We start from the raw sequence: 24,190 nt of genomic DNA, 5'->3' as shown, positions 1-24,190 counted from the left end.
TCTTTATAGAGGATCGCTTCTTAATCTATATAAACGCTAAAGAATTATACTTATAAATGGAATTACTTATGAAATTGTCTCAATTAAATCAAATAAAGTTTATGCTAAATCCGATCGTAATAGGAATGCTAGGATTATCATTACATGTTCAGGCACAAACAGATCACAATGAATACGCTATGGTAGTAACTGCGAATCGAAGTGCGCAAAGTATTAGTGATATTGCTGCTACTGTTCTGGTTATAGAAAAAGAACAAATCGAAGAACAAGCGAAATCTGGGGTTGAATTTAAAGATTTATTAGCCAACTTGATCCCTAGCTTAGATGTGGGCAGCCAATCTCGTTCAAATGCGGGACAAAATATGCGTGGTCGTTCAGCATTAGTTATGATCGATGGTATTTCTTTAAACTCTTCTCGCGCTATTAGTCGTCAATTTGACGCAATCAATCCTTTTAATATAGCACGTATCGAAGTCGTTTCTGGCGCTTCAGCTATGTACGGTGGCGGCAGTTTGGGTGGTATTATTAATATCATTACTAAAAAAGGGAGTGATGATGAAGAAGGTGCCCATTATGAAGCTTGGCTTGGTGCACAATCGGGTTTTAACAGTAGTGAGGATTCACAATATCAAGTAGCTCAAGCTTACTCATTTAATAAAGAAAAGTTAGATGCTCGTTTGTCTATTTCGTATGAAAAAACTGGCGGTATGTATGACTCGAATGGTGACATGATCTTACAAGATTCGACTCAAACTAGTTCTCAATATGTTTCGCAGTTCGATGTAATGGGGAGTATAGGATACGATATTTCTGATACAAAACGCTTAGAACTAACTGCACAATTATATAATAGTGGTCAGGATAGTGAATATGGCATTGATTATGGATATGGATATTCTAATTACTTTACAACCGATGAAATAGACATGGTTAAAGGCTATGAACTTGATGAGCAAGCTAAAACGACACGTTATATGTTAGCTGCAAACTATATAGACAGTAAATTTTATAATCAAACTATGAATATACAACTGTTTACCCGTTATGAGTCATTACGTTTTAATCCATTCTATGCTGGTACATTGAGTGCATCTGAACAAAATACCACCGTTGTTGGTTCTAAGTTTGTTTTTACAGCTAAACCAACTAATAAACTTAGTCTTGTATATGGTGCTGATGCCGAATTTGAACAGTTTGATGCAACCCAAACTTATTACGATACCACAACAGCGGCAATATCAAATGGTTTAGTATTAAATTCGGTTGGAGAAACGGATCGCTATCCAGGTATTGATACTCTTTCCCTTGCTGCATTTTTACAAGCTGATTATGATCTTAGTGATGCATTCAATGTACATGCTGGTGTGCGTTACCAATACTCATATATTTCAGTAGATGACTTTGTGGATGTGGAACAACAATATGCTTCATTAGCAGGCGATACGACTGATTATGATGCTATTGAAGGCGGTAGTAATAGTTATAGTAATACTTTGTTTAATGTTGGTGCGCTTTATAAACTAAATAAACAGCAACAAGTTTGGGTTAACTTTTCTCAAGGATTTGAAATTCCTGATAGTGCAAAATACTATGGCCAAGGTGACTACAATGATGATGGTAGCGTTGCGAGTAGTACTAATGTTTCTGATAACCCGCTTGAAGGTATTAAAACCAATTCTATAGAGCTAGGTTGGCGTTTAAGCAATGAGTCACTTTACACTCAATTAACGGCTTATTATTCTTTATCGGATAAGAAAATTGAAGCGCAAGATGACTATTCAATTGAAGTTGTTGATGACAAAGTGCGCATTTATGGTTTAGAAGCACAATTAGATTATTACTTAACAGATGCATTACATGCAGGTGGTAATTTTAATTATATTATGAGCGAAACTAAAGAAGATGGTAAGTGGGGGAATTTAGATGCAACAAGTGCAAGCCCTTCAAAATTAACTGCTTATATCAGCTGGCAACAAGATCTATATAATACACGCCTTCAAACATCTCAAATGTTTGATTACACCGATGCCGATGATAATGACTTAGAAGGTTATAATACGGTTGATTTATTAGCAGGTGTCCAATTACCTGTAGGAAAACTGCAATTTGGTATTACAAACTTATTAAATACCGAGTATCAAACTTTATGGTCTCAACGCGCTGTTTACTACTATGGTGGTTCAGTTAATGAGAACTTATTCAATTTTGAAGGCCAAGGCCGTACTTACTCAGTTAACTATAATGTGAAATTTTAACGTTGACTGAATTACTGACTGTGAAAAAATTAACTTGTCGCTTAGGTGGCAAGTTAATTCTAGATAATATCACCTGTGAATTCCAAGAAGGAAAAGTGACGGCATTAATTGGCCCGAACGGCTCTGGTAAAAGTACATTACTAAAACTGATTGCTGGCTTGGAAAAAATTAATACAGGAGAGATTAAATTATCAGGAAAAGGAATAACGCAGTATTCCCGCGCTGACTTAGCACTTAAACTTGCCATGTTGCCACAACGTCATAGTACACCAGTTGGCTTGACGGTTGCTGATTTGGTTGAGTTTGGTCGTCATCCTCATCGACGTTGGTTTGCACCATTAACTAAACAAGATAAAGAAAAGATGCATTGGGCAATGCAAGAAGCCGGTGTGCTTGAATTTGCAGATTTAGCGATTGAAACATTATCGGGTGGTGAAGCTCAGCGTTGTTGGTTAGCAATGGTATTAGCACAAGATACCGATATTGTTTTGTTAGATGAACCGACGTCTTGGTTAGATATTGGGCATCAAGTTGAATTGTTGCATATCGTTAAACGTCTTAATGAACAATATGGTAAAACCATCATTTGGGTGTTACATGACCTTAACCATGCACAAGAATTTAGCCACCATGCGATTATGTTAGAAAAAGGCAAAGTGGTCGCCGCAGGTGATATCGATTTAGTATTAACGGCGGAACAAGTCTCTCAAGTTTATAATACGTCGGTCGCGCGTGTTGAAGTGGAAGGGCAAACTTTATTGTGGCCACGAACTAATGCGGTTAAATTGAATGATGCTAAGTTCATCGCTAATACCGAATTTTCTACCAATCTCGATTCCTCTACTAATACCAAATCAAGTGTAAAGACTAAGTTAAATGAAAAGACTGAATCAAATGCAAAGAGGGTTGACTGATGTTACGTTGGTTTATACCTATTGCTGCAATGTCCAGTTTTTTTGTACTACCTCATAGTGCTTGTAGTGAACAAGTGAAGCAGACGTTTGATCAATCTGTTAGTGAACAATCAGATGAAATAACAAACGTTAAAGCGACAACTAAAGTTAAAAATTTTGAAACCATTGACGTTTCAGATGATGCTATTTTACCTTTATCACTACCCACTACACTGATTAATACGCCTCGAGCGGTGGCCTTAAATTGGTCTGCTGCTGAAATGTTATTGTCTTTAGGCATTAAACCCGTTGCACTGACGTCAATTAATGGTTATCGAAAATGGCAATCTAATCATCCTGCTCTACCTGAAGGTGTTGCTGAAGTCGGTAATCGTGCTTTTCCTAGCCTACCTGCCGTTATAGAACAAAAACCTGATCTTATTATTGGTTATCCATTCCGCCATGCCCGTTTATTAGATGAGTTAAATGCCATCGCTCCGACGTTATTACTTCAACAATTTTCACGTTTTGAGCAAACTGATTATCGGTATATGAATCAAATGCGAAACAACTATATACAACTTGCAGAGCGTGTTGGTAAAACGGCAGTAGCGAAACAACAGTTGTTGGAAATGGATGCAGAGTTAGCTCGTTTACGTTTGATATTAGCCAGTGAAGGTTTGCAAAATAAGAAAATAGCTTATGGGAAATTTGTGGGGATGGGTTATGGCTTACGTGTTTTTTCTAAACAAAGTTTAGCGGCATCTATTGCGATGCAACTAGGGCTAGATTATCAATGGGACATTACATTGCCAGGTAAGGACTTTACTCATTTACAACTAGAGCAAATTAAAATGTTACAAGATACGGCTCTTATTCTGGTGCAAGAAACGGCCGGTAAAGGTGAAAGAATGATGACATCACCATTATGGGCACAACATCAGTTCGTTAAAAATGATGATATTTATACGGTGTCTCCACTGTGGAGTTTTGGTGGCCCTGTTTCTGTTGTAAGAATGGCGCGAGCATTCACTCACACCTTGTTGGAGAAAAATCATGCTCGCTAAATACGCTGAATTAATAAAAGGACGAAGTACTGCTTGGTCACTTATCTCATTATTTATTATCATTGTTGCTATATTTAGCTGGCAACACTACCAGCAAACAGTATTGATTAACGAGTATGAAACAACTTACTTTTATCAATTGTTACTACCTACTTTATTAATGGCTCTTTTATGCGGTGCTTTGTTGGCTCAATCGGGGGCAGTGGTCCAAACTGCTTTAGGTAATTCATTTGCTTCACCTTCAACTATTGGTATTAATGCTGGTGCGTTATTAGGTGCAATGGTTATTAATCTTTTTGTTGATGACCCGAGTATTTGGGAAGTGTGGATCGCTGCTTTTTCTTTTGCTTTAGTTATTTCAATGTTGATTTTGTTACTTTCGCAGGTTATTGGTGGCGGTAAATTACAGCTTATCTTAATCGGCATGGCGATGAGTCTTGCCGTGGGCGCTTTGTCATCTGCGATTATGATTTATGCAGAACAACGTATGGATGGTTTATTTCTGTGGGGCAGTGGCAATATTGGTCAAAGCGATGGTCAATTAGTCAGCCTAATTTTTATCCCTTCTTTATTGCTATTGGCATTACCTTTGTTATGCCACCGCCAATTAGATATGTTGAGTTTAGGTGATGATACAGCCAATGTTGTTGGCTTATCTGTTAGACGTTGGCGCGCCGTGTTGTTATTGATTGCGGTATTACAAGCATCATTAGTGACAGCGATGGTGGGTGTATTAGGCTTTGTTGGTTTAATGGCACCTCACATTGCCCGTATGCTAGGATTTAACAAATCACGTCAGCAGGTTATCTGTGCCAGTGTTTTTGGTGCTTTATTAGTGATTGTTGCTGAGCTCTTTTCGCGTTCATTACCTGTTTCAGGTTTCCGTTTACCGACGGGTGTATTAACCGTCTTAATCGGTATGCCATTTTTTTTGTACCTGCTCACGCGCAAAAAAGGTGCGATGGGCATGGCGATGCAAGAAAGTGGGTTTGGATTAGCTGCATTAATTAAGTTACCTAAATTCTTTGCCATTGCGATCCCTGCTTTTTTGTTGATACTCACAGCGCTGTATTTTTGGCCTAGTGAGATTGGTTTTGAATTTACAGCATCACGTATGGGTGTTGCTGTGATGGCGGGTATTGGTTTAGGAATGGCGGGTTGTACTTTACAAGCGCTGTTTAGAAACCCTATGGCAAGTCCAGATATATCCGGAGCAACGTCGGCATCAGTGTTATGTATTATATTAGCTTTACAGGTTTGGCCTGACGCTTCCCGTATTGATCTCTTTTTGTGGGCATTAGTTGGCGCCGCTATTGTGGTGTGTATTTTATTTATCGCAATGCGTTATCAATTACGTGTTTCTCAACTCGCGCTATTAGGGATTGCTATCTCTGCTTGGTGCGGAACCATTGCATCGATGGTATTAACATTTGGTTCTGGAGCTGCTTCTGTGACAGTGCTTTGGTTGACTGGGACAACTTATGGTGCCGATGCTCAGATTGGTTGGTTACTGATGATGGTGACATTACCTTGTTGTTTCGCATTATTAGCGTTGGCTCGGCAATTAGATTTATTCACTTTAGGTGAAGATTGGGGATTACACCTCGGACAACCGTTAATGAAACTACGTTTATTAATCATTTTGTTAGTGGTTTTGTTAACTGCAGCGGCAGTTGCAGCAGTCGGTGCGATTGCGTTTGTTGGATTACTTTCTCCACATATTTTACGCTTGATGGGGCAAACTCGTCATTGGGTATTATTGCTTGGCAGTGGTTTAGTCGGCGCTTGGTTATTATTACTGGCTGATGGACTGGGTAGAACCTTAATTGCACCTTTTGAAATTGCTAGTGGTATTTTGGTGTCGATTATTGGTGGTTTGTACTTTATTTGTTTAATTTTGTTAGGTTATAAAAGGAATTAAGAGTGTCAGCATTAGATCTTATTTATCAACGGAGTTCATGTCATGTACATGAAATGGAAGCTCCAGCTCCAGACTCAAAGAAATTAAAACGTATTTTTCAATCCGTTATGAGTGCACCAGACCATGGAAATATTAAGCCTTGGCATATTGTTGTTGTGGGTGCTGAGGAAGTACCAAGTATGTGTGAATTAATGTGTGAGGCCTGGCTACAACATGCTGAACATATTGAACCAGCCCGAATTCGTCGACTGACAAATTACTTAAAAGCATCTCCAATGGTCGTATTAGTCTCTGCAAATATTGTAGAGCCACATGCTGTATCTCGACGAGATCAAGTTTTAGCTGTTGCTGCTGGGTGTCAAAATATTTTATTAGCTGCCGAACAAGAAAATGTCGCAGCAATTTGGTACAGCACTGACGCAGCTGAATTAACGCAAGTACATGAGCTATTTGGTTTGACGTCAAAACAAGAGCCGGTAGCTTTTATTATGTTAGGAACGAAAAAACTGCAGGATACAAAAAAAAATAGGTCTGATGTGGCAGAGCATTGTTACCGTTGGGTGGGGAATGAGCAATTAGAACCGTTATTTAAGGAGTAGTTTTTAATTTATGAGATTAGTTTTAAACCAATATAAATAACTTATATTGGTTTAAAACTTAATGAGATATCAGTAGATAAGCTTATAACTTATTATTTTTGATTAAAACGTCTTAACTTAGATAATACATCAATTAGTAAAGTGATATTCGATGCATCATTGTCAGCATTTTGCTCAATATAATTACCTTGCCAGTCAATACTATCAATATCCCCATTGCCAGAAAATTGAGTAATACGTCTATTCTCATAGATGACGAAGTTATTGCTATCCCCTGACAATACAAAGTCTCGATCTTGTTTAGTAAATAAAGAGTACCCACTGCTAAATTGATTAGTTGGATTCTCAACACCAAACACATCTTGCATTAAGGTTGGCATGAGATCGACATGGCTCGTCATCTCATAAATAGTACGAGGTAGTTTATCTGGCCATACAATGACCATTGGAACACTTGCACCACTGATTAATGTATCGTTGGTATTTTGTTCTTTAAAAGATTGCCCATTGGTACCAGTAATCACGATAATGGTATCTTGGTAAGATTTTTGTGCTTTTAAACTATCTATTAAACGCTGTATTTTTGCATCTATTGCATGTACTTGAGATTGATAAAGCGTTAATTGCTCTGTTTGCTCAGGTATGGTTTTTTTAGTTGGCTGTGCAAATAAATGATCGTTTTGTTGTTCTAAATAAACATAAGCAAACCATGGGGTGTCTTGTTGCTGAGTTTTAATCCACTCTTCCCATTGTTGCACTACTTGGTTGTTATTCGCAGCATCAGAATAGTAAACCTTTGGTGCTTGCTTTAATTGGCTAAAGCTACTCTGTAAAAACTCAGGATGTACAAAGCCAATGCTCGAGAATAAGCCGATAGGGCGTTGCTCTTCGACAATTTTTGTCATAAATACTGGTGCGATATGATTATCGGTAATGTCATCCCAATAACTATTAGGCAGGCTGTAAAGCAAGCTAAATACACCTTGTGCGCTATTGTTCGCGCCACTAAAGTGATTTTTAAAATTAATAGCAGTATCACTTAATGTTTGCAGGTGCGGCATATTCTGCGGGTTAAGCATATCAGCACGAAGTGACTCAACGTTAACGAGTAAAATATTATAGTTTGCGCTAACCGTTGGTTCTGCAGCGTAAGTTAGATCCTGTAAAGGGTAGTTTAATACTTTAGGGTTGGTGCCCAAGGCGTTTAATTCACTTTTTTGGATAGCATCTTCGTTTAACCATCCTTGTTTAGTCAAGAACGTTCGTGCGGTCATCGGATAAGATAGTGGGTATAGTGAACGTTGATGAGTAATTGGTCGGTACTGCGTCGCATCAGCCCAAATATATACTAGATGGCTGAGAACAAAGCTTGCGAATAGGAATAAAGCAATAGGTTTACCAATCTGTTTTGCATGGATATGTCTAACTTTTTTCCACAAAATGATAGAGAAAAAGGCTTCAAGAGCAAAGGTAATCGGAATAGAAATATAATGAAGATTGATTGAGTAGATTTCTTCTACTTGCTCTGGCTTTTGTAAAAATTGCCAAATCAAGGGATTGAGGTGAAACTCATATAACCTAAATATTTGTGTATCAACAATTAAAAATGTGATCGCCGTAGTGGCGATCAAAATTGAAACTAGGCGATAAATTAAATTATTTGATATTAAAAAGGCTAGCGGAAATAATAAAATTCCAAATACCACAGCGGCTAGGAAGCTAAAATGTCCTATTAAGCTGATAAATTGATAGGTGATGCCGAGCCCTGTATCAGCTAAACCTGAGTACGCAATATAGCGTAAACTGATTAAAGATATAGCAATAATATTAAAGAACGTAAACCAATGTGCCCAAGTGACATTTTTAGCTACGTTATCGTGAAATTTATGACCTGTTTCAACCATCTTGTTATTTATCTTTTGTGTTGATAGAAGCACTTAATGCTTTAACGAATTTGTCACTGATTGCTTGACGTTGCGCTGTTGGTACTTGGCTATTAATAACATGAGTAATACTGTTACCTAAAATCATTAAGCTAAGATCGACAGAAACGTCGTTGTCATGAAGTACATCCATTACTTGATCCAGGATTGATTCGATTTTTTGGCTAGAGTACTTTGATTGAATTGGCATAATAAACTTCTAATGTAAGGAATAATAATTGCGTTATGATACCGCACTCGTATTATTATACCAATGACTTAACTCCTCGATTTTGAAAAGTTACACAGATAATTAAGCGAATAATTACTGTTTCAAGATTGATTGCGGTGTGTATAATTTGCCAATTAAGTTTATTCGTTTCTCACAAGGTCATATTTCTATGAACGTTTCCGCTACCAATATTATTTTACACTCTTTAAATTACAACAGTGAAGGCGTTTTATCGTGCAAAATGCGTGAAGGCGAACTGCCTATTTCACCCTCTATTGAACAGTTGGTGATGGACTTACATCGCAGCTACCAGAGCAAATCAAATAAAGCTTTTGCATTTTTTGCTGATGAAGGTGAAAAGTCACAGGTTTTTCAACGTGCTTTAACTGAAGAGATGAATGGTGAATTAGATTTTGTTGGATTTTCTCAACAAGCTGCTGGTCGTTTGGTTGATGAATTAAAAGATCACGATTTTGCTGAAGAAGGTGTGCTATTGATTAGCAAGTATACTTGGACAACCAGTGATTATTTACTCGTTGCCTTATTACAAAATAATCAATCGATTAGTGTTAACGAAAATCTTGAATTACAGGTTAGCCAGCATATTGAAACGAGCAAAATTCAATTAGTCGCACGTATTGATCTTACTTTATTAAAACGCGATCCAGAAGCTAACCGTTACATTTCCTTTATTAAGGGGCGTGTTGGTCGTAAAGTTTCTGATTTTTTCTTAGATTTTATGGGCGCGAAAGAAGGTTTTGATGCAAAAGTACAGAACGAAGGCCTTCTTAAGGCGGTAGAAGAGTTCTGTGAGAAGCAAGAATTGCCAACGGAGCAAAAACAAGAAGTACGAGAAGTTACTTTTAACTACTGTAAAGAACAAATAAAGGAAGGGCAGGATATCGACCTGTCTAGTTTATCGGAGGAATTTCAGTCAACGTCAAATCTAGAAGGTAGTTTCTATGACTTTGTTAGCGAAGATTATCAATTAGAGGAAAACTTTCCTGCAGATAAAACCTTAGTAAGAAAGTTAACTAAATATGTAGGTACCGGCGGCGGCATGAACATTAGCTTCGACCAAAAACATTTGGGCTCATCTATTCTTTATGATGAAGCGTCGGATACATTAACAATTCAAGGTATCCCACCAAACTTACGTGAGCAATTAAAACGTGATGCATTGATTGAGGCTGGTGAAACGGTTATCACCGACACTGTTAAGGATGATGGAAAAGCACCTTTTTAAGCATTAAGACAATATTCCGTTTAAATCGCTGTTGATGGAGCGTTTAAACAAAAAAGAGATAAAAGAATGAAATTATTTGTACGAGATTTAACTGTTATTGATTCAACTTACTTAGACGATGTTCGAGGTTTTGTAGGAGAAAGTTATCAAGTTGACGTGGTGTTGGATGGTCAACTAAACGAACAATCTATGATTTTAGACTTTTCTTTAGTAAAAAAACAGATTAAAGCGATTATCGATGCTGAAGTTGATCATAAACTGTTAGTCCCAGTCCTGTCTCCAGCTTGCTCTGTTATTCAAGAGGATGACCGTACGCAAGTTAATTATCGACTGACAAAAGATGATATTATTCAAGTTAAAGCGCCCCATGAAGCTTACTGTTTACTTCAATGTGAAGCATTAACAGAGGCATTTTTAGCCGATTACTTAGAACAAGTTATCTTAAATAAATTACCGGATAATGTAACTGGATTAAGCATTAGTTTACGCCCAGAGAAGATTGATACTCCGTTTTATCATTATACGCATGGCTTAAAAAAACATAATGGTAATTGCCAACGTATTGCGCATGGGCATCGCTCTAAAATTGATATTTATATTAACGATCAATACAGCAGCAATTGGGTTGAGCAATGGGCTGTCCGTTGGGCTGATATTTATTTAGCAAGCAATAGTGATGTGGTTAAACGTAGTGATTTATCATTTATAACAGAAAAACCTACTACAGAAGTGCACTGCTCTGCTTATCATGCACCACAAGGATATTTTGAGTTATTAATGCCAGCAAGTCGTTGTGAAGTATTAAACAATGATACAACAGTAGAAGAACTAGCTCGCTTTATTTGTGAAACCATTAAGGACAAAGAAGGTGATAACAAAGTCACTGTATTTGCCTATGAAGGTATTGGTAAAGGTGCCATTGTAGAGCTGTAAAATATTTTAGTAGATAATATTTAACATATATTATTAAAAGAATTTAAATGATTATTGAGGATTTAAGATGGCTGAAGAAACGATATTTAGAAAAATAATTGATAAAGAAATTCCATCGGAAACATTGTATCAAGATCAATATGTTACTGCCTTTCGAGATATCTCACCGCAGGCACCTGTACATATCCTTATCATTCCTAATAAATTGATTCCAACAGCTAATGATATTCAAGTTGAAGATGAAGTATTAGTTGGTAAGTTGTATACGGTAGCTAAACAATTAGCTAAAGAAGAAGGGATTGCTGAATCAGGTTATCGATTAATAATGAATTGTAATAGTGATGGTGGGCAAGAGGTTTACCATATACATTTACATCTATTAGGTGGAAAAAAATTAGGAAAGTTAGTAAGTTAACTTTTTAAATATGGTAAGTTACTGATAATATTTATTCTTTACAAGGTGGATTTTACGATGAAAATACATACTAGTTTATTACTGGTGGTCATGAGCAGTGTAATGTTAGCGGCTTGTTCTACCTCAGTAGAGCGTTTAGATGCTGGAGAGCAGATTGATTTAAGTGGTGCTTGGAACGACACTGATTCTCAGTTAGTCGCTGAAGAGATGATTGAAGACTCACTATCTCGAGCTTGGATTAGTAAATTTGTAAGTAGTGAAGGCAAAGATCCTGCTGTTATTGTCGGAACAATTAAAAATTTAAGTCATGAACATATTAATACCAATACATTTGTAGCTAATATGGAACGTGAATTAATCAACTCCGGCGAGGTACAATTTGTAGCAAGTGCTTCTAGTCGCCAAGAAATACGTGATGAACGTGCCGATCAGGATTTAAATGCCTCAGAAGCAACTCGTAAAGAAGCAGGGCAAGAATATGGTGCTGACTTTATGATGCAAGGTCAGATTAATACTATTGTTGATGTAGACGGCACGACTCAAGTGCGCTTTTACCAAGTGAACCTTGAGCTAATTAGCCTAAAGGATAATCGTAAAGTTTGGATTGGTGAAAAGAAAATTAAAAAACTTATCTCTAATAGTAAAATCCGTCCGTAACGTTATAAATATAATCAACAGGCTCAACAATGAGCCTGTTTTGTATGAACTGGAATAGCTATGCATAAATTGTTACTTGCCTTTGTTTTCTTACTTTCTGGCTGTGCTCAACACAATAACAATCGACTTGCAGATGATTTACAATTTGAAACACCAGAATCTATCCTTTCAGCATTACAAGAAACTAAGCCAAATGATAGAGATATTGCCCAGTACTACCTTAATTTAGGGTACTTACAGTTATTATCAGGGCAATTTCCAGCATCAATAGAGTCCTTATTAATCGCAAAAAAGCAGATGCAAATTTTGGCTGCTACCTCTGTTTCAGAGAATATTGGTGCAGGTACTATTAACGAAACCTTAAGAAGTTACAGCGGGTACCCATTAGATAGAGTCATGGTGCACAATATGTTGGCTTTAAGTTATCTGTTCAATCAAGATATCGAAGGCTCGCGGGTAGAAATGCTACAAGCAGATGTTGCGATGAAAAAGTTAGCCGATAATGATTCTTTAAGTGGGCAACTAGCCAGTACACATTTATTGTCTGCAATTATTTATGAATTATTAGACGAACGCTCTAATGCTTTTATCAGTTATCAACTGGCTGAAAATATTCTTAACCAACGTGAAATGCCTTTGCCAACCGGGTTGAAGTTAGGCTTATTAAGAATGAGCTTGAAGATGGGAAATGATCAGGCTTATCAGCGCTATAGTCAATCTTATCCGGATCTAGTAAAGCAAATAAAAGCTAAGGAGCAAGTATTCGTATTATATTTTAATGGTGTTGTTTCTAATAAAATACAAGCGAGTTTAACTGTTCCTAGTTTTAATGGACAACAATTAATTCGTATTGCGATGCCTACCTATCCGGAACGATTACCACGTCCTTTACATGCTCAAATAAGTGACGTAGAGCAGTTAGTAAGAAGCGAAGTGGCGGAAGATGTTAATGTTATTGCTCGAGAAGATTTAGATAAAGAGTATCCTTCTATTCTATTATTAACGACCACTCGTGCTATCGCCAAATATCAAGTGGCACAAGAAACAAAGAAGAAAGACCAACTGTTAGGCACCTTACTTAATTTTGCTACTTTGATCAGTGAGGTTGCCGATTTACGAAGTTGGAATATGTTGCCTGCCACCATACAGTTTGCATATTTAGAAACTAATTCAGATGATATCCTTTTGTCGACTCCTAAGACTGCTCAAATAGATGTCGATTTAAACGTTGGAAACCAACATGTTATTTTGGTCACCAATTTATCCGATAAAGTATTGCATTATCAGCAATAATTGCCTTTTATTAAGGAATTAATATGAAAAAAATTACCGTAATTATCTCGTTGCTAACGACTGTATTTTTACTTAATGCATGTGCAAGCCAACCCTCAGGAGAGGGCGATAATGAGCGACCAACTTGGATCGACCATGCACAGGTTGATTACCCTGAATCACAATATTTAACAGCCGTTGGTCAGGCCTCAAACCGTACTCGAGCTGGTAAAAATGCAGTTGCAAATTTATTGGAAATCTTTTCTGTAAATGTAAGGGCAGAAACCAGAACGTTAACAGAAGCAGTAAAGCAAGAAAGTGCTTTAGGGGTTAGTATGGAGAGTTCGAGTACTTTACAGCGAGATATACAAACAGAGACTGAGCAGGCAATTCAAGGTGTAGAGATTAAACAAACTTGGTTAAGTCCAAGTGGTGAATACTATGCGCTAGCTGTTCTTCATCGTTTAAGTGCATCGCAAAACTTAACCGAGTCAATCGTTGAGTTAGATCAGAAAACCGCAGAATTAATCGATTACAGTATTAACCAATCCCCTAATGCAATTGCATCTATTAATGCTCTACGTGCAGCGCGAGACGTGCAAATTACCCGTAAAATGTCGGATTATCAATTGCGTTACATTAATGGTAGTGGCGTTCCCACGGATATTTCAAGTAATAAGATTGAGCAATTAATTAAACAAAAATTAGCTGCTTTATCCATTAGCGCACAAGCTGATACTGAATCTCAAGTGAAAGCTATCCAATCTGGATTGTCTTCGTTAGGCGTAAAAGTAGCAGACAATGCAAGTATAGAAGTTTCTGGTAAAGCGGATATAACAAACCCGACCTTAATTGATGCTTGGTATTGGTTACGTGGAAGTTATGAATTAAGCATTAGTGAAAATGGGCAAGTGATTAGCCGTAAACGTTGGCCTATTAAAGTCTCAGCGAAACAAAAAGATCTACTGAAATTACGTTTACAGGATAAGCTAAGCACGCGAATGAATGAATATTTACAGCAATTAATTAGTGATTCTCCAACACTTTAATTTGCTTGTATAAATCATCTAAAATAGGCGTTTCAATATTATGTTGTTGCGCCTTTTTAATTAAATAACCATTAATAAATTCAATTTCAGTTTCTCGATTAAAGTGAATATCTCTGTTCATTGAAGAGAAATTATCAGCAGTTGCTGCAATAACATTTTCTACCGTTTCTTGTAACTCATTTAAATCAAAGCTTAATTGCTCAGCTTCGGCAACCGCAAATATTTCTAATACCAAGGGTTGAATTAATGGAGCAAATTGCGGCATACGTAACTCACCATTTTTTATTTGATGGATGGCAGTGAGAGGGTTGATCACAGCATTGATAATTAGCTTTAACCAACATTTTTCGATAATGTTTTTACTGATGTGTGCATTAGGCATAACTTGAAGCAGCGGAAATAAATAGCTGTTCAATGCTGATTCTACTTGCGAATGTTGAGTAACTTGTGAGTATTGAGGATAAAATCCAAAGTAACTTGGGCCTGCGCCGGTATGAGTAATTGTTAAAGGATCTGTCAGTAAACTGGCGTTTGCAGTGGTAGCACAAATGATCGGATTATTTGGAAAGTGTTTAACCACTTGTTCTGCACAGCCATAGCCATTATGCATTAAGATAATAGGCTGCTGTGGTTTAATCAGTTCTTTTTGTTGCAATAGGGCTGATAAAACTTGATGCGCTTTAACGCAGACTAGTAAGCCACTTTGCTCTGCTTGCTGTGAGGCATCTAATAAATGAATACCATGCGAGGCTTTAAATGAGTGTTGCTTACCTATTAGATCTGTAAACTGTAGGGTATTTTTACTTAGCGGCGAACGAGATACAATATGGCATGAATATCCTGCTTGTAATAACTTACTTGCCCATAAGCAACCAATCGCACCAGCGCCAATTATTTGTATCATAGTATTCCTACACTTGTAAATTACTAACTAGATTAAAACTAGGATCTATTATGCTAATTTGCTGATTTACTTACAAGGACGAAAACCAATACTCGGTAATGCTTAGTAAAGGGTATTAATAGATGATTGCTGTATTTTCTGGTAAATTCACTACCTAATATATTTTATAGTTTTAAAAAGGAAGAAAGATGCCTTCATTTGATATTGTTTCAGAGATTGATTTAGTAGAAGTTAAAAATGCAGTAGATAACACAAGTCGTGAACTTGGTACACGTTATGATTTTCGCGGCGTTAAAGCATCTATTACATTAAATAAAGAAGTCGTTAAATTAGAAGCTGAAGCTGAAATGCAAATCAATGCATTACGCGATATGCTACGTGCTAATTTAGTAAAGCGTGGTGTGGATACTCGTTCTATGGACCCTGATAAATACGAACAATCAGGCAAGTTTTGGTCACAAAACGTAAAATTTAAAGTAGGCGTTGATCAGCCAACGGCTAAGAAATTAGTGAAACATATTAAAGATAGCAAAATGAAAGTCCAAGTATCTATTCAAGGCGATCAGCTACGTGTGACGGGTAAAAAACGTGATGACCTACAACAAACCATGCGTTTAGTGAAAGAGTGTGATTTAGGAATGGGTTTCCAGTTTAATAACTTTAAAGATTAAGCAATATTAAACGGCTAGATAAAACCAAGTTACAGTTAATATTGTAACTTGGTTTTTTACTTTATAGGGAGAGTAAGCAATTATCTCGGGGTTATGTTACAGATATACTGCTGATAAATATTTAGTAGCTCTTGTTCGATTAATGATTTTCCAAAAATCGCATTAGATAGAATTGTTTCTCGGATTAAATCCACATCTAATAACTCTAAGCAACAGTCTGCAATCGGAAAATAACTCAAATGCCATGGCTCTTCTGCAACACCACCTTGATCTTTTTGATAAGGGCGGTAAAAACCAAATGTCTGAATATTCTCATTTAACCAAAAAGTTAATTCGCTAAAATATCCACCGGCTAAATACTCACTTTTCTGCAGTTGCAATGATTGACCCGATGGTAATAAACTTGGGTCATAAACATCGATATCTGTTCCCCAATGGTGTCTACTCGCACTTGGCAGGGCTGACCAATGTAATAGATGATAAAGCTTATCTAATTCACTGATAGAATTAGTATCTATAGGCTTTTCTTGTTTATCTAAAATTGTCGTGACACCAGAAAACTTGTTATTCCATATTTGTAATTGACGTTCAAAACTGCGAAAAGCACTAGCAATATGTAAGGTAAAGCCAGCATTTTTTGCGCTAGCCTGCAACGCAGTAAAATCAGAGATTACTTGCTTATGCAGCAGTCTATTTGGTGCAAACTCAACTAAGTGAGTTTGCGATTGCCCCGTCAATTCAAGTGGGTTCATGCGAGTAAGTTTTTCAGTGTTAACTTAAAGATATCAACTAACTCATCTAACTGCGCAATATTAGTTGATTCATTAACTTTATGAATAGTTGCATTAATTGGACCTAACTCAACGACTTGTGCACCTGTTGGCGCAATAAAGCGAGCATCAGAGGTGCCTCCACTGGTCGAAAGCTCTGTAGTAATGCCATTTGTTGCTAAAATAGCTTGAGCAACAGCATCAGTTAACGAGCCTGGTTCTGTGATAAAAGGTTGTCCGTTATAGGTCCATTTTATATCGTATTCAAACCCTGCCTTATTCAGAATACCTTCAACTTTTTCAGTTAACATATCAGCAGTTAATTCCGTTGAATAACGGAAATTACATTGTATAACTGCATCCCCAGGGACAACATTACTTGCACCGGTACCTGAGTTGAAATTTGTAATTTGAAAGCTCGTTGCAGGGAAATATTGATTCCCTTTGTCCCATTCTGTTTGTACTAGTTCTGTTAATGCTGGCGCAGCTAAATGAATTGGATTATTAACTAGGTGAGGGTAAGCTACATGTCCTTGCGTACCTTTAACGGTAATATCTGCAGTCAATGAGCCACGACGGCCATTTTTGATAATATCACCTACATGGTTGGTACTTGATGGCTCACCAACAATACAGTAATCAATCTTTTCATTGCGAGCTTCTAATACGTCTACTACACGTGTTGTACCATTAATAAATGGTCCTTCTTCATCACTAGTAATTAATAATGCGATAGAGCCTTTGTGATCTTTATGCTCTTCAATAAACGCTTCTAAACCTAACATGAAACAAGCAATACCACTTTTCATATCAGCAGCACCACGTCCATATAACATGCCATCAATAATCGTTGGTTCAAAAGGAGGAGTGCTCCATTTTTTTTCTGGTCCCGGTGGAACTACATCGGTATGTCCAGCAAAACAAAACAGAGGTGCTTCTGTGCCTCTTCTTGCCCATAGATTTAAAGTGTCTTCGAATTCCATGACTTCACAAACGAACCCGATTTTTTCTAAACGAGAGATAAGTAGAGCTTGGCATCCCGCATCTTCTGGTGTGACAGAGCGACGGCTGATTAAATCTTCTAATAATGATACGACAGGTGAATTGCTCATTGTATTTCCTTATACAGCAAAAAAAGTTTGATAATTTTTAACATTAAACCCAACAATGGCATTGCCATTATGAATAACAAGAGGGCGTTTGATTAAAGTTGGGGATTCAATGAAAAGGCTACTTACAGTACTTTCATTAAGGTTATCTTTTTGCTGATCAGTTAATGCGCGGTAACTGGTACTGCGCTTATTTAATAGTTCGTCCCATGAAGCAACTGCATAAAATTGAGTTAACAGCGCTTCATCTAACCCATCTTTTCGGTAATCATGAAAAATGAATTCAATATTATTTTCTTTAAGCCATTTTTGTGCTTTTTTTATAGTATCGCAATTAGGGATACCGTACATAGTTGTTGTCATTGGGAATGCTTATAGTATGAAAAAAAGATAAATGATTGTAGCAAGAAAGAGAAGTTAAGAACAAGGTGGTGGTAAAATGAAAAAAGCCGCAACAGCGGCTTTTTGTATTGAAGAAAAGTTATTCTTATTTAACTATTTTAAGTACAGGGTCAGAAGCAACTTCTACAGTGCCTGACATTTTCTGTAATTCTTTAATTTCATCCATGTTAGAGATGACAACTGGCGTTAAGATAGATTTTGCTTTTTCAGTTAATAAAGCGAGATCAAATTCAATGATAGTATCACCAGCTTTAACTTTTTGTCCTTCCTGTGCAACTCGTGTAAAACCTTCGCCTTTTAACTCAACAGTGTCGATACCAAAATGTACGAATAACTCGATACCATCGGCAGATTCTAACGAAAAGGCATGATTAGTTTCGAAAATCTTACCAATCTCTCCATCACATGGAGCAACCATTTTGTTACCAGTAGGGCGAATAGCAATACCATCACCAACAATTTTCTCAGCAAAAACTACATCAGGCACATCTTCAATAGCGATTATTTCACCAGATAATGGTGCAATAATGTCAATGGTATTTGCTGTTTGTGTATTGCCGCTCACTGCTTTTTTTAAAGAATCAAAAAAACCCATATAACTAAACTCCAATTTTAATAAATAAAAAGTAAGGAAATTAAATTTACCTTACTTATCAATCAGTTAACTAATGCCTTTAGCTTTATTGAAGTCGTTAACTAAGGCTTCTATTTCTGCAGCTGTTGCCATTGATAATGCTTTATCGGCTAACGCTTTTGCATCTTCAAAGCTAGTGCTACGGATAACTTTCTTAACAGTAGGGATTGAAATAGCACTCATTGAGAACTCATCTAAGCCCATACCAAGTAGTAATAGCGTTGCGCGTTCATCACCAGCTAACTCACCACACATACCTGTCCATTTACCAGCTGCATGAGATGCATCAATAACGGTTTTAATAATAGTTAAAACAGATGGTGTTAATGGATTGTATAGATCAGAAATTAGCTCGTTACCACGGTCTACAGCAAGCGTGTACTGTGTTAAATCATTAGTACCGATACTAAAGAAGTCTACTTCTTTAATTAAGTGATGAGCAATAGCAGATGCTGCTGGTGTTTCAATCATTACACCGATTTCAATCTCTTCATCAAAAGCAAGCTTCTCATTTCGTAATTCAGCTTTTAATGTTTCCAAGATCTCTTTTAACTTACGGATTTCTTCGACTGAAATGATCATTGGGAACATGATACGAATTTTACCAAATGCAGATGCACGAAGTAGGGCACGTAATTGTGGGTTCATGATCTCTGGACGATCGAAACAGATACGAATCGCACGCCATCCTAGGAACGGGTTCAATTCAGTTGGAAGATCCAGATAAGGAAGGTCTTTATCACCACCGATATCCATAGTACGGATAATACAAGCTTTACCTTCCATTGCTTCTACAACATCTTTGTAAGCAAGAAACTGTTCGTCTTCTGTAGGTAATTGGTCTCTATCCATGAATAGGAATTCAGTACGGTATAGACCTACACATTCTGCGCCATTGCGCTTAGCACCATCAGTGTCTTTCACAGAACCGACGTTTGCACCAACTTCAACTTGATGACCATCAGTAGTTGTTGCTGGTAAATCTTTTAATTTAGCTAGTTCAGCTTTTTCGTGCAAAAACTCTTCACGAACTGTTTTTGCTTCTTCTAGTTGTGCATCTGTTGGGTTGATGATTACTTTATTGTTTAAAGCATCAAGAACAACCATATCGCCATTCTGCACTTTTTGAGTAATATCGTTAGTACCAACAATTGCTGGAATTTCTAATGAACGAGCCATGATAGAAGTATGTGACGTACGACCGCCAATATCAGTAATAAAACCTAATACTTTATCAAGGTTGATTTGTGCTGTTTCAGAAGGTGTTAAGTCATTTGCAATTAACACAACCTCTTCTGAAATATCACTAAGATTAACAATCTCAATGCCTAATACATTTTTTAATAAACGATTACCGATATCACGGAAATCAGCTGCACGTTCACGTAAATATGGGTCATCTAGTTCTTGTAACATTTGTGCATTTTCTTCAACTACAGCATTAACTGCATAGTCAGCTGCACATTTGTTTTTCTTGATATAGGTGATGATATCTTCTTCAAGCTCTTCATCTTCTAGTAGCATTATATGCCCTTCGAAAATAGCTTCTTTCTCTTCACCAAATGTCTCAAGAGCTTTTTGCTTAACTACTTCTAGTTGAGCTGAAGTTTTTGCTCGGCCATCAAGAAATCGAGAAACTTCATTCTCAATATCACTTACTTTCTCAGTGTTGAGAGAAATTTCGTCTTCTTGTAATAACAATGCTTTTGCAAACGTAATACCAGGTGATGCCAGTATGCCAGATATCATAACCTATCCTTAAACTACTAAATTTTTATCTTATTGAAAGATATATGTATTAAACTAATGTTGCCATTAACTCAACAAGCGTATCAACAGCTTTTTGTTCGTCTGCGCCTTCAGCTTTAATGTTCACTGATGTGCCTTGAGTTAAACCTAGAGTTTGTAGTTTGAAAAGACTTTTTGCACTTGCAGATTTGCTACCTACTTCAACAGAAATGTCAGATGCAAAAGATTTTGCTTCTTTAACAAATTGTGCTGCAGGGCGAGTATGAAGACCGTTTGGAGCTGTGATAGTTACTGTTTTTTGATACATGGTAACACCTTAATAAAATTAAATTTGTAATGATAGCAAATTTTAATTGATGTAAAAAAAAATTGCTATTGAACGACATTGAAATTGTTAAAATGCAGCGTATAAACTTTAAAAATGAGAGGTCGGAATAAAAGAAAAATTGATAATAGCTATTAACTAAATATTCAGTTTTTCTCTAGGCTTACCCATCTTTAAGTAACCATTATTAAAACGTTCAATATCATGCTTAATGATCCTAAATATGGGGTACTAGGTCAACGACTTTCTACGCTTTGAAGGGGAAAACTATGTATTATTGCTGTTTTTGAGTGTTTTTTGAGCAGGCCTAACTTTTTACAAAATTCAGATATAAAAAAAGGTGCTAAAAAGCACCTTTTTTAAGCTATTTATGGGGTTGATTATGCGAAGTTTTCGCCTTCAAAAACACCAGCAAAAAGAGCTGTTGATAAGTAACGCTCACCTGAGCTTGGTAAAATAACTACGATGTTCTTATCTTTGTATTCAGGTTCTGCAGCTAAACGTGCTGCTGCGACAACTGCGGCACCTGAAGAAATACCAGCTAAAATACCTTCTTCTTCCATTAGTCGACGCGCCATTGCAATTGCATCTTCGTTACTTACTTGCTCTGCACGATCAATTAATGACATATCTAAGTTTTTAGGAATGAAGCCAGCACCAATACCTTGGATTTTGTGAGGACCTGGTTTAACTTCTTCACCTGCTAAAGTTTGTGAAATAACTGGTGAATCTGTTGGTTCAACTGCAACACTTGTAATTGCTTTACCTTGGATTTCTTTAATGTAACGGCTTACACCAGAAATTGTACCACCAGTACCAACACCTGCTACAAATACATCAATCTCGCCATCTGTATCATTCCAGATTTCTGGACCAGTTGTTTCTACGTGAATTTCAGGGTTTGCTGGATTTTCGAATTGACGCAGTACTAAGTATTTTTTAGTTTCAGATTGAGCTAATTCTTCAGCTTTGTTGATTGCACCTTTCATACCCAGTGCACCATCAGTTAATACAAGGTTTGCACCTAATGCTTTTAATAATTTACGACGCTCAACACTCATTGTGTTTGGCATTGTTAGAGTGATTTTGTAACCACGAGCAGCAGCAACAAAAGCAAGCGCGATACCGGTATTACCACTTGTCGCTTCAACTAGCTCAACATCCTTAGTTAACGTGCCGTCTTTTTCAGCAGCTAAAATCATGTTTGCACCAATACGACATTTTACGCTGAAGCTTGGGTTACGACTTTCAACTTTTGCAAATACATTGCCTGTAGTTACATTGTTTAAACGTACTAGTGGAGTGTTACCAATTGCTTGTGAATTATCGCTAAAAATCTTACTCATCATATTGTTCCTATTGGTTGGGTTTTTTTATAGATATCTTATAGCATATCCAATGTTTAAAAATGCGGAAGTGAAATTTTGTTATACCATATAGATTTTTGAGATATGTTGGATTATCACACTCTTTTAAAGTAATTGTTTACTAAGTGAAATTACATTTTATTTTGTCTAATAGGTGATTTTTGATCTTAGGTTTAGTTCATTATAAATAAAGCAATCTGCATACCATGCTAAACGGCCTGTATGCAGATTATAAATATCAGTTATTGCTTAAAAATTCTAAATAGTGACTGAGTTTTTGTAGCACTGCTATTTTCTCTTCGCTATGTTGGTGCTCGATGGCGAGTAGTTCTAAACGGGAAATATAGTTATCCATATTTTCAATGAAATAAGCTTCTCTATGTCGATTCCATTTTTGTAGTTCTTCGCTGCTCAATGTGTGAGGGTAGTTTCTTGCTTTATAGCGATTCCATAATACTTCGAGATTTGGATCGTCAAAGTTCACTTGATAGGATTCAATTTGGTGTGGCGATAACTGAGTGATCTCTTTTGACTGCTTTTTATCATTTGCCGAAGGAAAGCCGCCAGAATAAAGTTTTTGCTCTGGTTGTTGATGCGCAACATTGTTGACCTCTGTGTTAAAAACAGCTGTCAATTTTTCTACTAGTTGTTTATTGGCAAGGAATAAATTCATCGATTCTCTGCATTGCTTTGCATCAATACCTAACTCTTTTGCTCGCTCCGCCGTTAAGGTTTTTGCACTGGCAACAATAGGGCACTTATTAATATGAATGAGCTTAATCGGTGGGCGATTTATCCCTTCCGGTAAATTATCAGTTGAGGTATACAAGTATGATTGAATTTGTTCGATATCAAGTGACAATAATTGCGATAAGTCTTTATTTAAATCGACCACAATCACTGCATTGTTGTTTGTAGGGTGCTGTGCAATAGGCAAAATATAAGAGCAACAACCTTGTAACGCTGGAAACATGCCAGAGATATGAACTAGCGGAGCAAAAGTACCCAGCTTTAATTCATTTAAGACTTTATTTTTTTGTCTTAAGTTGTAGCAGTAATCATATAATTTAGGGTGTTTATCCTTGATTAATTTAGCCATAGCGATGGTGGCATAAACATCGGACATAGCATCATGAGCTTGTTGATGCACAATATCATTCGCTTTTGTTAATAATTCCAGCTTAAAAGAGGGGCTATCATTTTCATCAAATACCCACTCGATCCCTTCTGGTCTTAGTGCATAACATGCTCTGACCATGTCGATAATGTCCCAGCGAGAACAACCATTTTGCCACTCTCTTTGATAAGGGTCATGAAAATTACGATACAAAGTAAAACGAGTCACTTCATCATCAAAACGAATATTGTTGTAGCCAACGACACAAGTGTTAGCTTGTTGGAACTGCTGTAAAATATTAAAAATAAATTGATTTTCAAACTCACCATGTTGTAACGCATACTGTGGTGTGATACCAGTGACGAGACAAGCTTCTGGCGCTGGCAAGTAATCATTAGGTGGTCGGCAATACCACTGGTAAGGTTCTGAAATAATATTTAAATCAAGATCAGTGCGAATACCTGCAAACTGCGAAGGGCGGTCTGTACCTGGATTCAATCCGAAGGTTTCATAGTCATGCCATAATAGGCTCGGAGATACTTGATTCATAATATTTACCCGTAATTAATGTCGTTATATTGTGTCTAATTTACTATTAAAAAGCGAATCAATTGAGATGAATGTTATTGAAAAGTAAGTTTAATTGGTTAATTTACTTACGCTTTAGATGCTATCTAATAA

At 36.8% G+C, this 24,190-nt stretch carries 23 protein-coding genes; 12 read left to right on the top strand and 11 right to left on the bottom strand.

Translation table 11 applies throughout. The features are described from left to right. Positions 1-68: 68 nt before the first annotated feature. Genes V5290_RS00250 through V5290_RS00230 form a run of 5 tightly spaced genes read left to right on the top strand, consistent with a single transcriptional unit; the run spans position 69 to position 6,735 of the window. Positions 69-2,255: a TonB-dependent receptor gene (locus V5290_RS00250; protein WP_333380546.1), complete on the top strand. Its 2,187-nt coding sequence runs from the start codon at positions 69-71 to the stop codon at positions 2,253-2,255. A 20-nt stretch (positions 2,256-2,275) separates the two neighbouring features. Further along, entirely contained in the window at positions 2,276-3,169 is an 894-nt protein-coding gene (locus tag V5290_RS00245; RefSeq protein WP_333380544.1) for an ABC transporter ATP-binding protein, read from the top strand. Beyond that, positions 3,169-4,215 (top strand): iron-siderophore ABC transporter substrate-binding protein, encoded by a 1,047-nt coding sequence (locus V5290_RS00240; protein ID WP_333380542.1) that lies wholly within the window; start codon positions 3,169-3,171, stop codon positions 4,213-4,215. Before V5290_RS00245 ends, V5290_RS00240 begins: the two co-directional genes overlap by 1 nt. Continuing rightward, a complete protein-coding gene (locus tag V5290_RS00235; RefSeq protein ID WP_333380540.1) occupies positions 4,205-6,136 on the top strand; it encodes an iron ABC transporter permease in 1,932 nt (643 codons plus the stop codon). Before V5290_RS00240 ends, V5290_RS00235 begins: the two co-directional genes overlap by 11 nt. 2 nt (positions 6,137-6,138) lie before the next feature. Beyond that, positions 6,139-6,735: a nitroreductase gene (locus tag V5290_RS00230; protein WP_333380538.1), complete on the top strand. Its 597-nt coding sequence runs from the start codon at positions 6,139-6,141 to the stop codon at positions 6,733-6,735. 92 nt (positions 6,736-6,827) lie between these two features. Here the strand turns inward: V5290_RS00230 and V5290_RS00225 are convergent, their stop codons facing one another. Together V5290_RS00225 and V5290_RS00220 are read right to left on the bottom strand one after the other, a co-directional pair. Beyond that, positions 6,828-8,639 (bottom strand): DUF3413 domain-containing protein, encoded by a 1,812-nt coding sequence (locus V5290_RS00225; protein WP_333380536.1) that lies wholly within the window; start codon positions 8,637-8,639, stop codon positions 6,828-6,830. A gap of 4 nt (positions 8,640-8,643) precedes the next feature. After that, a complete protein-coding gene (locus tag V5290_RS00220) occupies positions 8,644-8,868 on the bottom strand; it encodes a DUF1414 domain-containing protein (protein WP_290037766.1) in 225 nt (74 codons plus the stop codon). Positions 8,869-9,058: 190 nt separating this feature from the next. On the opposite strand from V5290_RS00220, the gene yejK reads away from it, so the two are divergent. The 6 genes from yejK (at position 9,059) to V5290_RS00190 (ending at position 14,461) form a co-directional block, all read left to right on the top strand. Further along, positions 9,059-10,135 (top strand): nucleoid-associated protein YejK, encoded by a 1,077-nt coding sequence (gene yejK, locus V5290_RS00215; RefSeq protein ID WP_333380534.1) that lies wholly within the window; start codon positions 9,059-9,061, stop codon positions 10,133-10,135. A gap of 66 nt (positions 10,136-10,201) precedes the next feature. Then, positions 10,202-11,068 (top strand): 6-carboxytetrahydropterin synthase, encoded by an 867-nt coding sequence (locus V5290_RS00210; RefSeq protein WP_333380531.1) that lies wholly within the window; start codon positions 10,202-10,204, stop codon positions 11,066-11,068. Between the two features lie 67 nt (positions 11,069-11,135). Beyond that, positions 11,136-11,483 (top strand): HIT domain-containing protein, encoded by a 348-nt coding sequence (locus tag V5290_RS00205; protein WP_333380529.1) that lies wholly within the window; start codon positions 11,136-11,138, stop codon positions 11,481-11,483. Positions 11,484-11,540: 57 nt separating this feature from the next. Then, complete coding sequence (locus V5290_RS00200; RefSeq protein ID WP_333380527.1) at positions 11,541-12,140, top strand: penicillin-binding protein activator LpoB; 600 nt, start codon at positions 11,541-11,543, stop codon at positions 12,138-12,140. Positions 12,141-12,200: 60 nt separating this feature from the next. Beyond that, on the top strand, positions 12,201-13,433 hold the full coding sequence (locus tag V5290_RS00195; protein WP_333380525.1) for a hypothetical protein: 1,233 nt from the start codon (positions 12,201-12,203) through the stop codon (positions 13,431-13,433). 23 nt (positions 13,434-13,456) lie between these two features. Then, on the top strand, positions 13,457-14,461 hold the full coding sequence (locus V5290_RS00190; protein ID WP_333380523.1) for an LPP20 family lipoprotein: 1,005 nt from the start codon (positions 13,457-13,459) through the stop codon (positions 14,459-14,461). Here V5290_RS00190 and V5290_RS00185 read toward each other — a convergent pair. Continuing rightward, a complete protein-coding gene (locus V5290_RS00185; RefSeq protein WP_333380521.1) occupies positions 14,439-15,365 on the bottom strand; it encodes a 2-dehydropantoate 2-reductase in 927 nt (308 codons plus the stop codon). The genes V5290_RS00190 and V5290_RS00185 overlap by 23 nt on opposite strands. Positions 15,366-15,553: 188 nt before the next feature. Between V5290_RS00185 and V5290_RS00180 the strand changes: the two genes are divergently transcribed. Beyond that, complete coding sequence (locus V5290_RS00180; RefSeq protein ID WP_113818794.1) at positions 15,554-16,036, top strand: YajQ family cyclic di-GMP-binding protein; 483 nt, start codon at positions 15,554-15,556, stop codon at positions 16,034-16,036. Positions 16,037-16,116: 80 nt separating this feature from the next. Here the strand turns inward: V5290_RS00180 and V5290_RS00175 are convergent, their stop codons facing one another. The 8 genes from V5290_RS00175 to sbcB all read right to left on the bottom strand — a co-directional run bounded on the left by V5290_RS00175 (position 16,117) and on the right by sbcB (position 24,058). Then, positions 16,117-16,788, bottom strand: coding sequence for a M15 family metallopeptidase (locus V5290_RS00175; protein WP_333380518.1), 672 nt, complete (start codon positions 16,786-16,788; stop codon positions 16,117-16,119). Further along, positions 16,785-17,918 (bottom strand): succinyl-diaminopimelate desuccinylase, encoded by a 1,134-nt coding sequence (gene dapE, locus V5290_RS00170; protein ID WP_333380516.1) that lies wholly within the window; start codon positions 17,916-17,918, stop codon positions 16,785-16,787. The genes V5290_RS00175 and dapE overlap by 4 nt, the downstream gene beginning before the upstream one ends. Before the next feature lie 9 nt (positions 17,919-17,927). Then, on the bottom strand, positions 17,928-18,278 hold the full coding sequence (locus tag V5290_RS00165; RefSeq protein WP_333380515.1) for an ArsC family reductase: 351 nt from the start codon (positions 18,276-18,278) through the stop codon (positions 17,928-17,930). A gap of 124 nt (positions 18,279-18,402) precedes the next feature. After that, positions 18,403-18,912: a PTS glucose transporter subunit IIA gene (crr, locus tag V5290_RS00160; protein ID WP_113818790.1), complete on the bottom strand. Its 510-nt coding sequence runs from the start codon at positions 18,910-18,912 to the stop codon at positions 18,403-18,405. A 66-nt stretch (positions 18,913-18,978) separates the two neighbouring features. After that, the gene (gene ptsI, locus V5290_RS00155) at positions 18,979-20,700 is read right to left on the bottom strand and encodes a phosphoenolpyruvate-protein phosphotransferase PtsI (protein ID WP_333380512.1); all 1,722 of its coding nucleotides are present in this window, start codon (positions 20,698-20,700) and stop codon (positions 18,979-18,981) included. A 49-nt stretch (positions 20,701-20,749) separates the two neighbouring features. Then, positions 20,750-21,007, bottom strand: coding sequence for an HPr family phosphocarrier protein (locus tag V5290_RS00150; protein WP_113818788.1), 258 nt, complete (start codon positions 21,005-21,007; stop codon positions 20,750-20,752). Positions 21,008-21,405: 398 nt separating this feature from the next. Beyond that, entirely contained in the window at positions 21,406-22,371 is a 966-nt protein-coding gene (cysK, locus tag V5290_RS00145; RefSeq protein WP_333381268.1) for a cysteine synthase A, read from the bottom strand. A gap of 259 nt (positions 22,372-22,630) precedes the next feature. Then, positions 22,631-24,058 carry an exodeoxyribonuclease I gene (sbcB, locus tag V5290_RS00140; protein ID WP_333380508.1) on the bottom strand — a complete coding sequence of 476 codons (1,428 nt, stop codon included), beginning with the start codon at positions 24,056-24,058 and terminating at the stop codon, positions 22,631-22,633. Between the last annotated feature and the right edge of the window lie 132 nt (positions 24,059-24,190).

Origin of the sequence: Psychromonas arctica (genome assembly GCF_036697365.1) — a bacterium.
GTDB lineage: Bacteria > Pseudomonadota > Gammaproteobacteria > Enterobacterales > Psychromonadaceae > Psychromonas > Psychromonas arctica_A.
This window is presented reverse-complemented; position numbering and strand designations above follow the sequence as displayed.

Excerpts from the sequence above, each read along its gene's own strand:
- V5290_RS00150 (WP_113818788.1), bottom strand. The coding sequence starts at position 21,007 with ATGTATCAAAAAACAGTAACTATCACAGCTCCAAACGGTCTTCATACT.
- yejK (WP_333380534.1), top strand. The coding sequence starts at position 9,059 with ATGAACGTTTCCGCTACCAATATTATTTTACACTCTTTAAATTACAAC.
- V5290_RS00190 (WP_333380523.1), top strand. The coding sequence starts at position 13,457 with ATGAAAAAAATTACCGTAATTATCTCGTTGCTAACGACTGTATTTTTA.
- V5290_RS00185 (WP_333380521.1), bottom strand. The coding sequence starts at position 15,365 with ATGATACAAATAATTGGCGCTGGTGCGATTGGTTGCTTATGGGCAAGT.
- cysK (WP_333381268.1), bottom strand. The coding sequence starts at position 22,371 with ATGAGTAAGATTTTTAGCGATAATTCACAAGCAATTGGTAACACTCCA.
- V5290_RS00240 (WP_333380542.1), top strand. The coding sequence starts at position 3,169 with ATGTTACGTTGGTTTATACCTATTGCTGCAATGTCCAGTTTTTTTGTA.
- V5290_RS00250 (WP_333380546.1), top strand. The coding sequence starts at position 69 with ATGAAATTGTCTCAATTAAATCAAATAAAGTTTATGCTAAATCCGATC.
- V5290_RS00235 (WP_333380540.1), top strand. The coding sequence starts at position 4,205 with ATGCTCGCTAAATACGCTGAATTAATAAAAGGACGAAGTACTGCTTGG.
- V5290_RS00180 (WP_113818794.1), top strand. The coding sequence starts at position 15,554 with ATGCCTTCATTTGATATTGTTTCAGAGATTGATTTAGTAGAAGTTAAA.
- V5290_RS00200 (WP_333380527.1), top strand. The coding sequence starts at position 11,541 with ATGAAAATACATACTAGTTTATTACTGGTGGTCATGAGCAGTGTAATG.
- crr (WP_113818790.1), bottom strand. The coding sequence starts at position 18,912 with ATGGGTTTTTTTGATTCTTTAAAAAAAGCAGTGAGCGGCAATACACAA.
- V5290_RS00175 (WP_333380518.1), bottom strand. The coding sequence starts at position 16,788 with ATGAACCCACTTGAATTGACGGGGCAATCGCAAACTCACTTAGTTGAG.
- V5290_RS00225 (WP_333380536.1), bottom strand. The coding sequence starts at position 8,639 with ATGGTTGAAACAGGTCATAAATTTCACGATAACGTAGCTAAAAATGTC.
- dapE (WP_333380516.1), bottom strand. The coding sequence starts at position 17,918 with ATGAGCAATTCACCTGTCGTATCATTATTAGAAGATTTAATCAGCCGT.
- V5290_RS00165 (WP_333380515.1), bottom strand. The coding sequence starts at position 18,278 with ATGACAACAACTATGTACGGTATCCCTAATTGCGATACTATAAAAAAA.
- V5290_RS00210 (WP_333380531.1), top strand. The coding sequence starts at position 10,202 with ATGAAATTATTTGTACGAGATTTAACTGTTATTGATTCAACTTACTTA.
- ptsI (WP_333380512.1), bottom strand. The coding sequence starts at position 20,700 with ATGATATCTGGCATACTGGCATCACCTGGTATTACGTTTGCAAAAGCA.
- sbcB (WP_333380508.1), bottom strand. The coding sequence starts at position 24,058 with ATGAATCAAGTATCTCCGAGCCTATTATGGCATGACTATGAAACCTTC.
- V5290_RS00195 (WP_333380525.1), top strand. The coding sequence starts at position 12,201 with ATGCATAAATTGTTACTTGCCTTTGTTTTCTTACTTTCTGGCTGTGCT.
- V5290_RS00205 (WP_333380529.1), top strand. The coding sequence starts at position 11,136 with ATGGCTGAAGAAACGATATTTAGAAAAATAATTGATAAAGAAATTCCA.
- V5290_RS00220 (WP_290037766.1), bottom strand. The coding sequence starts at position 8,868 with ATGCCAATTCAATCAAAGTACTCTAGCCAAAAAATCGAATCAATCCTG.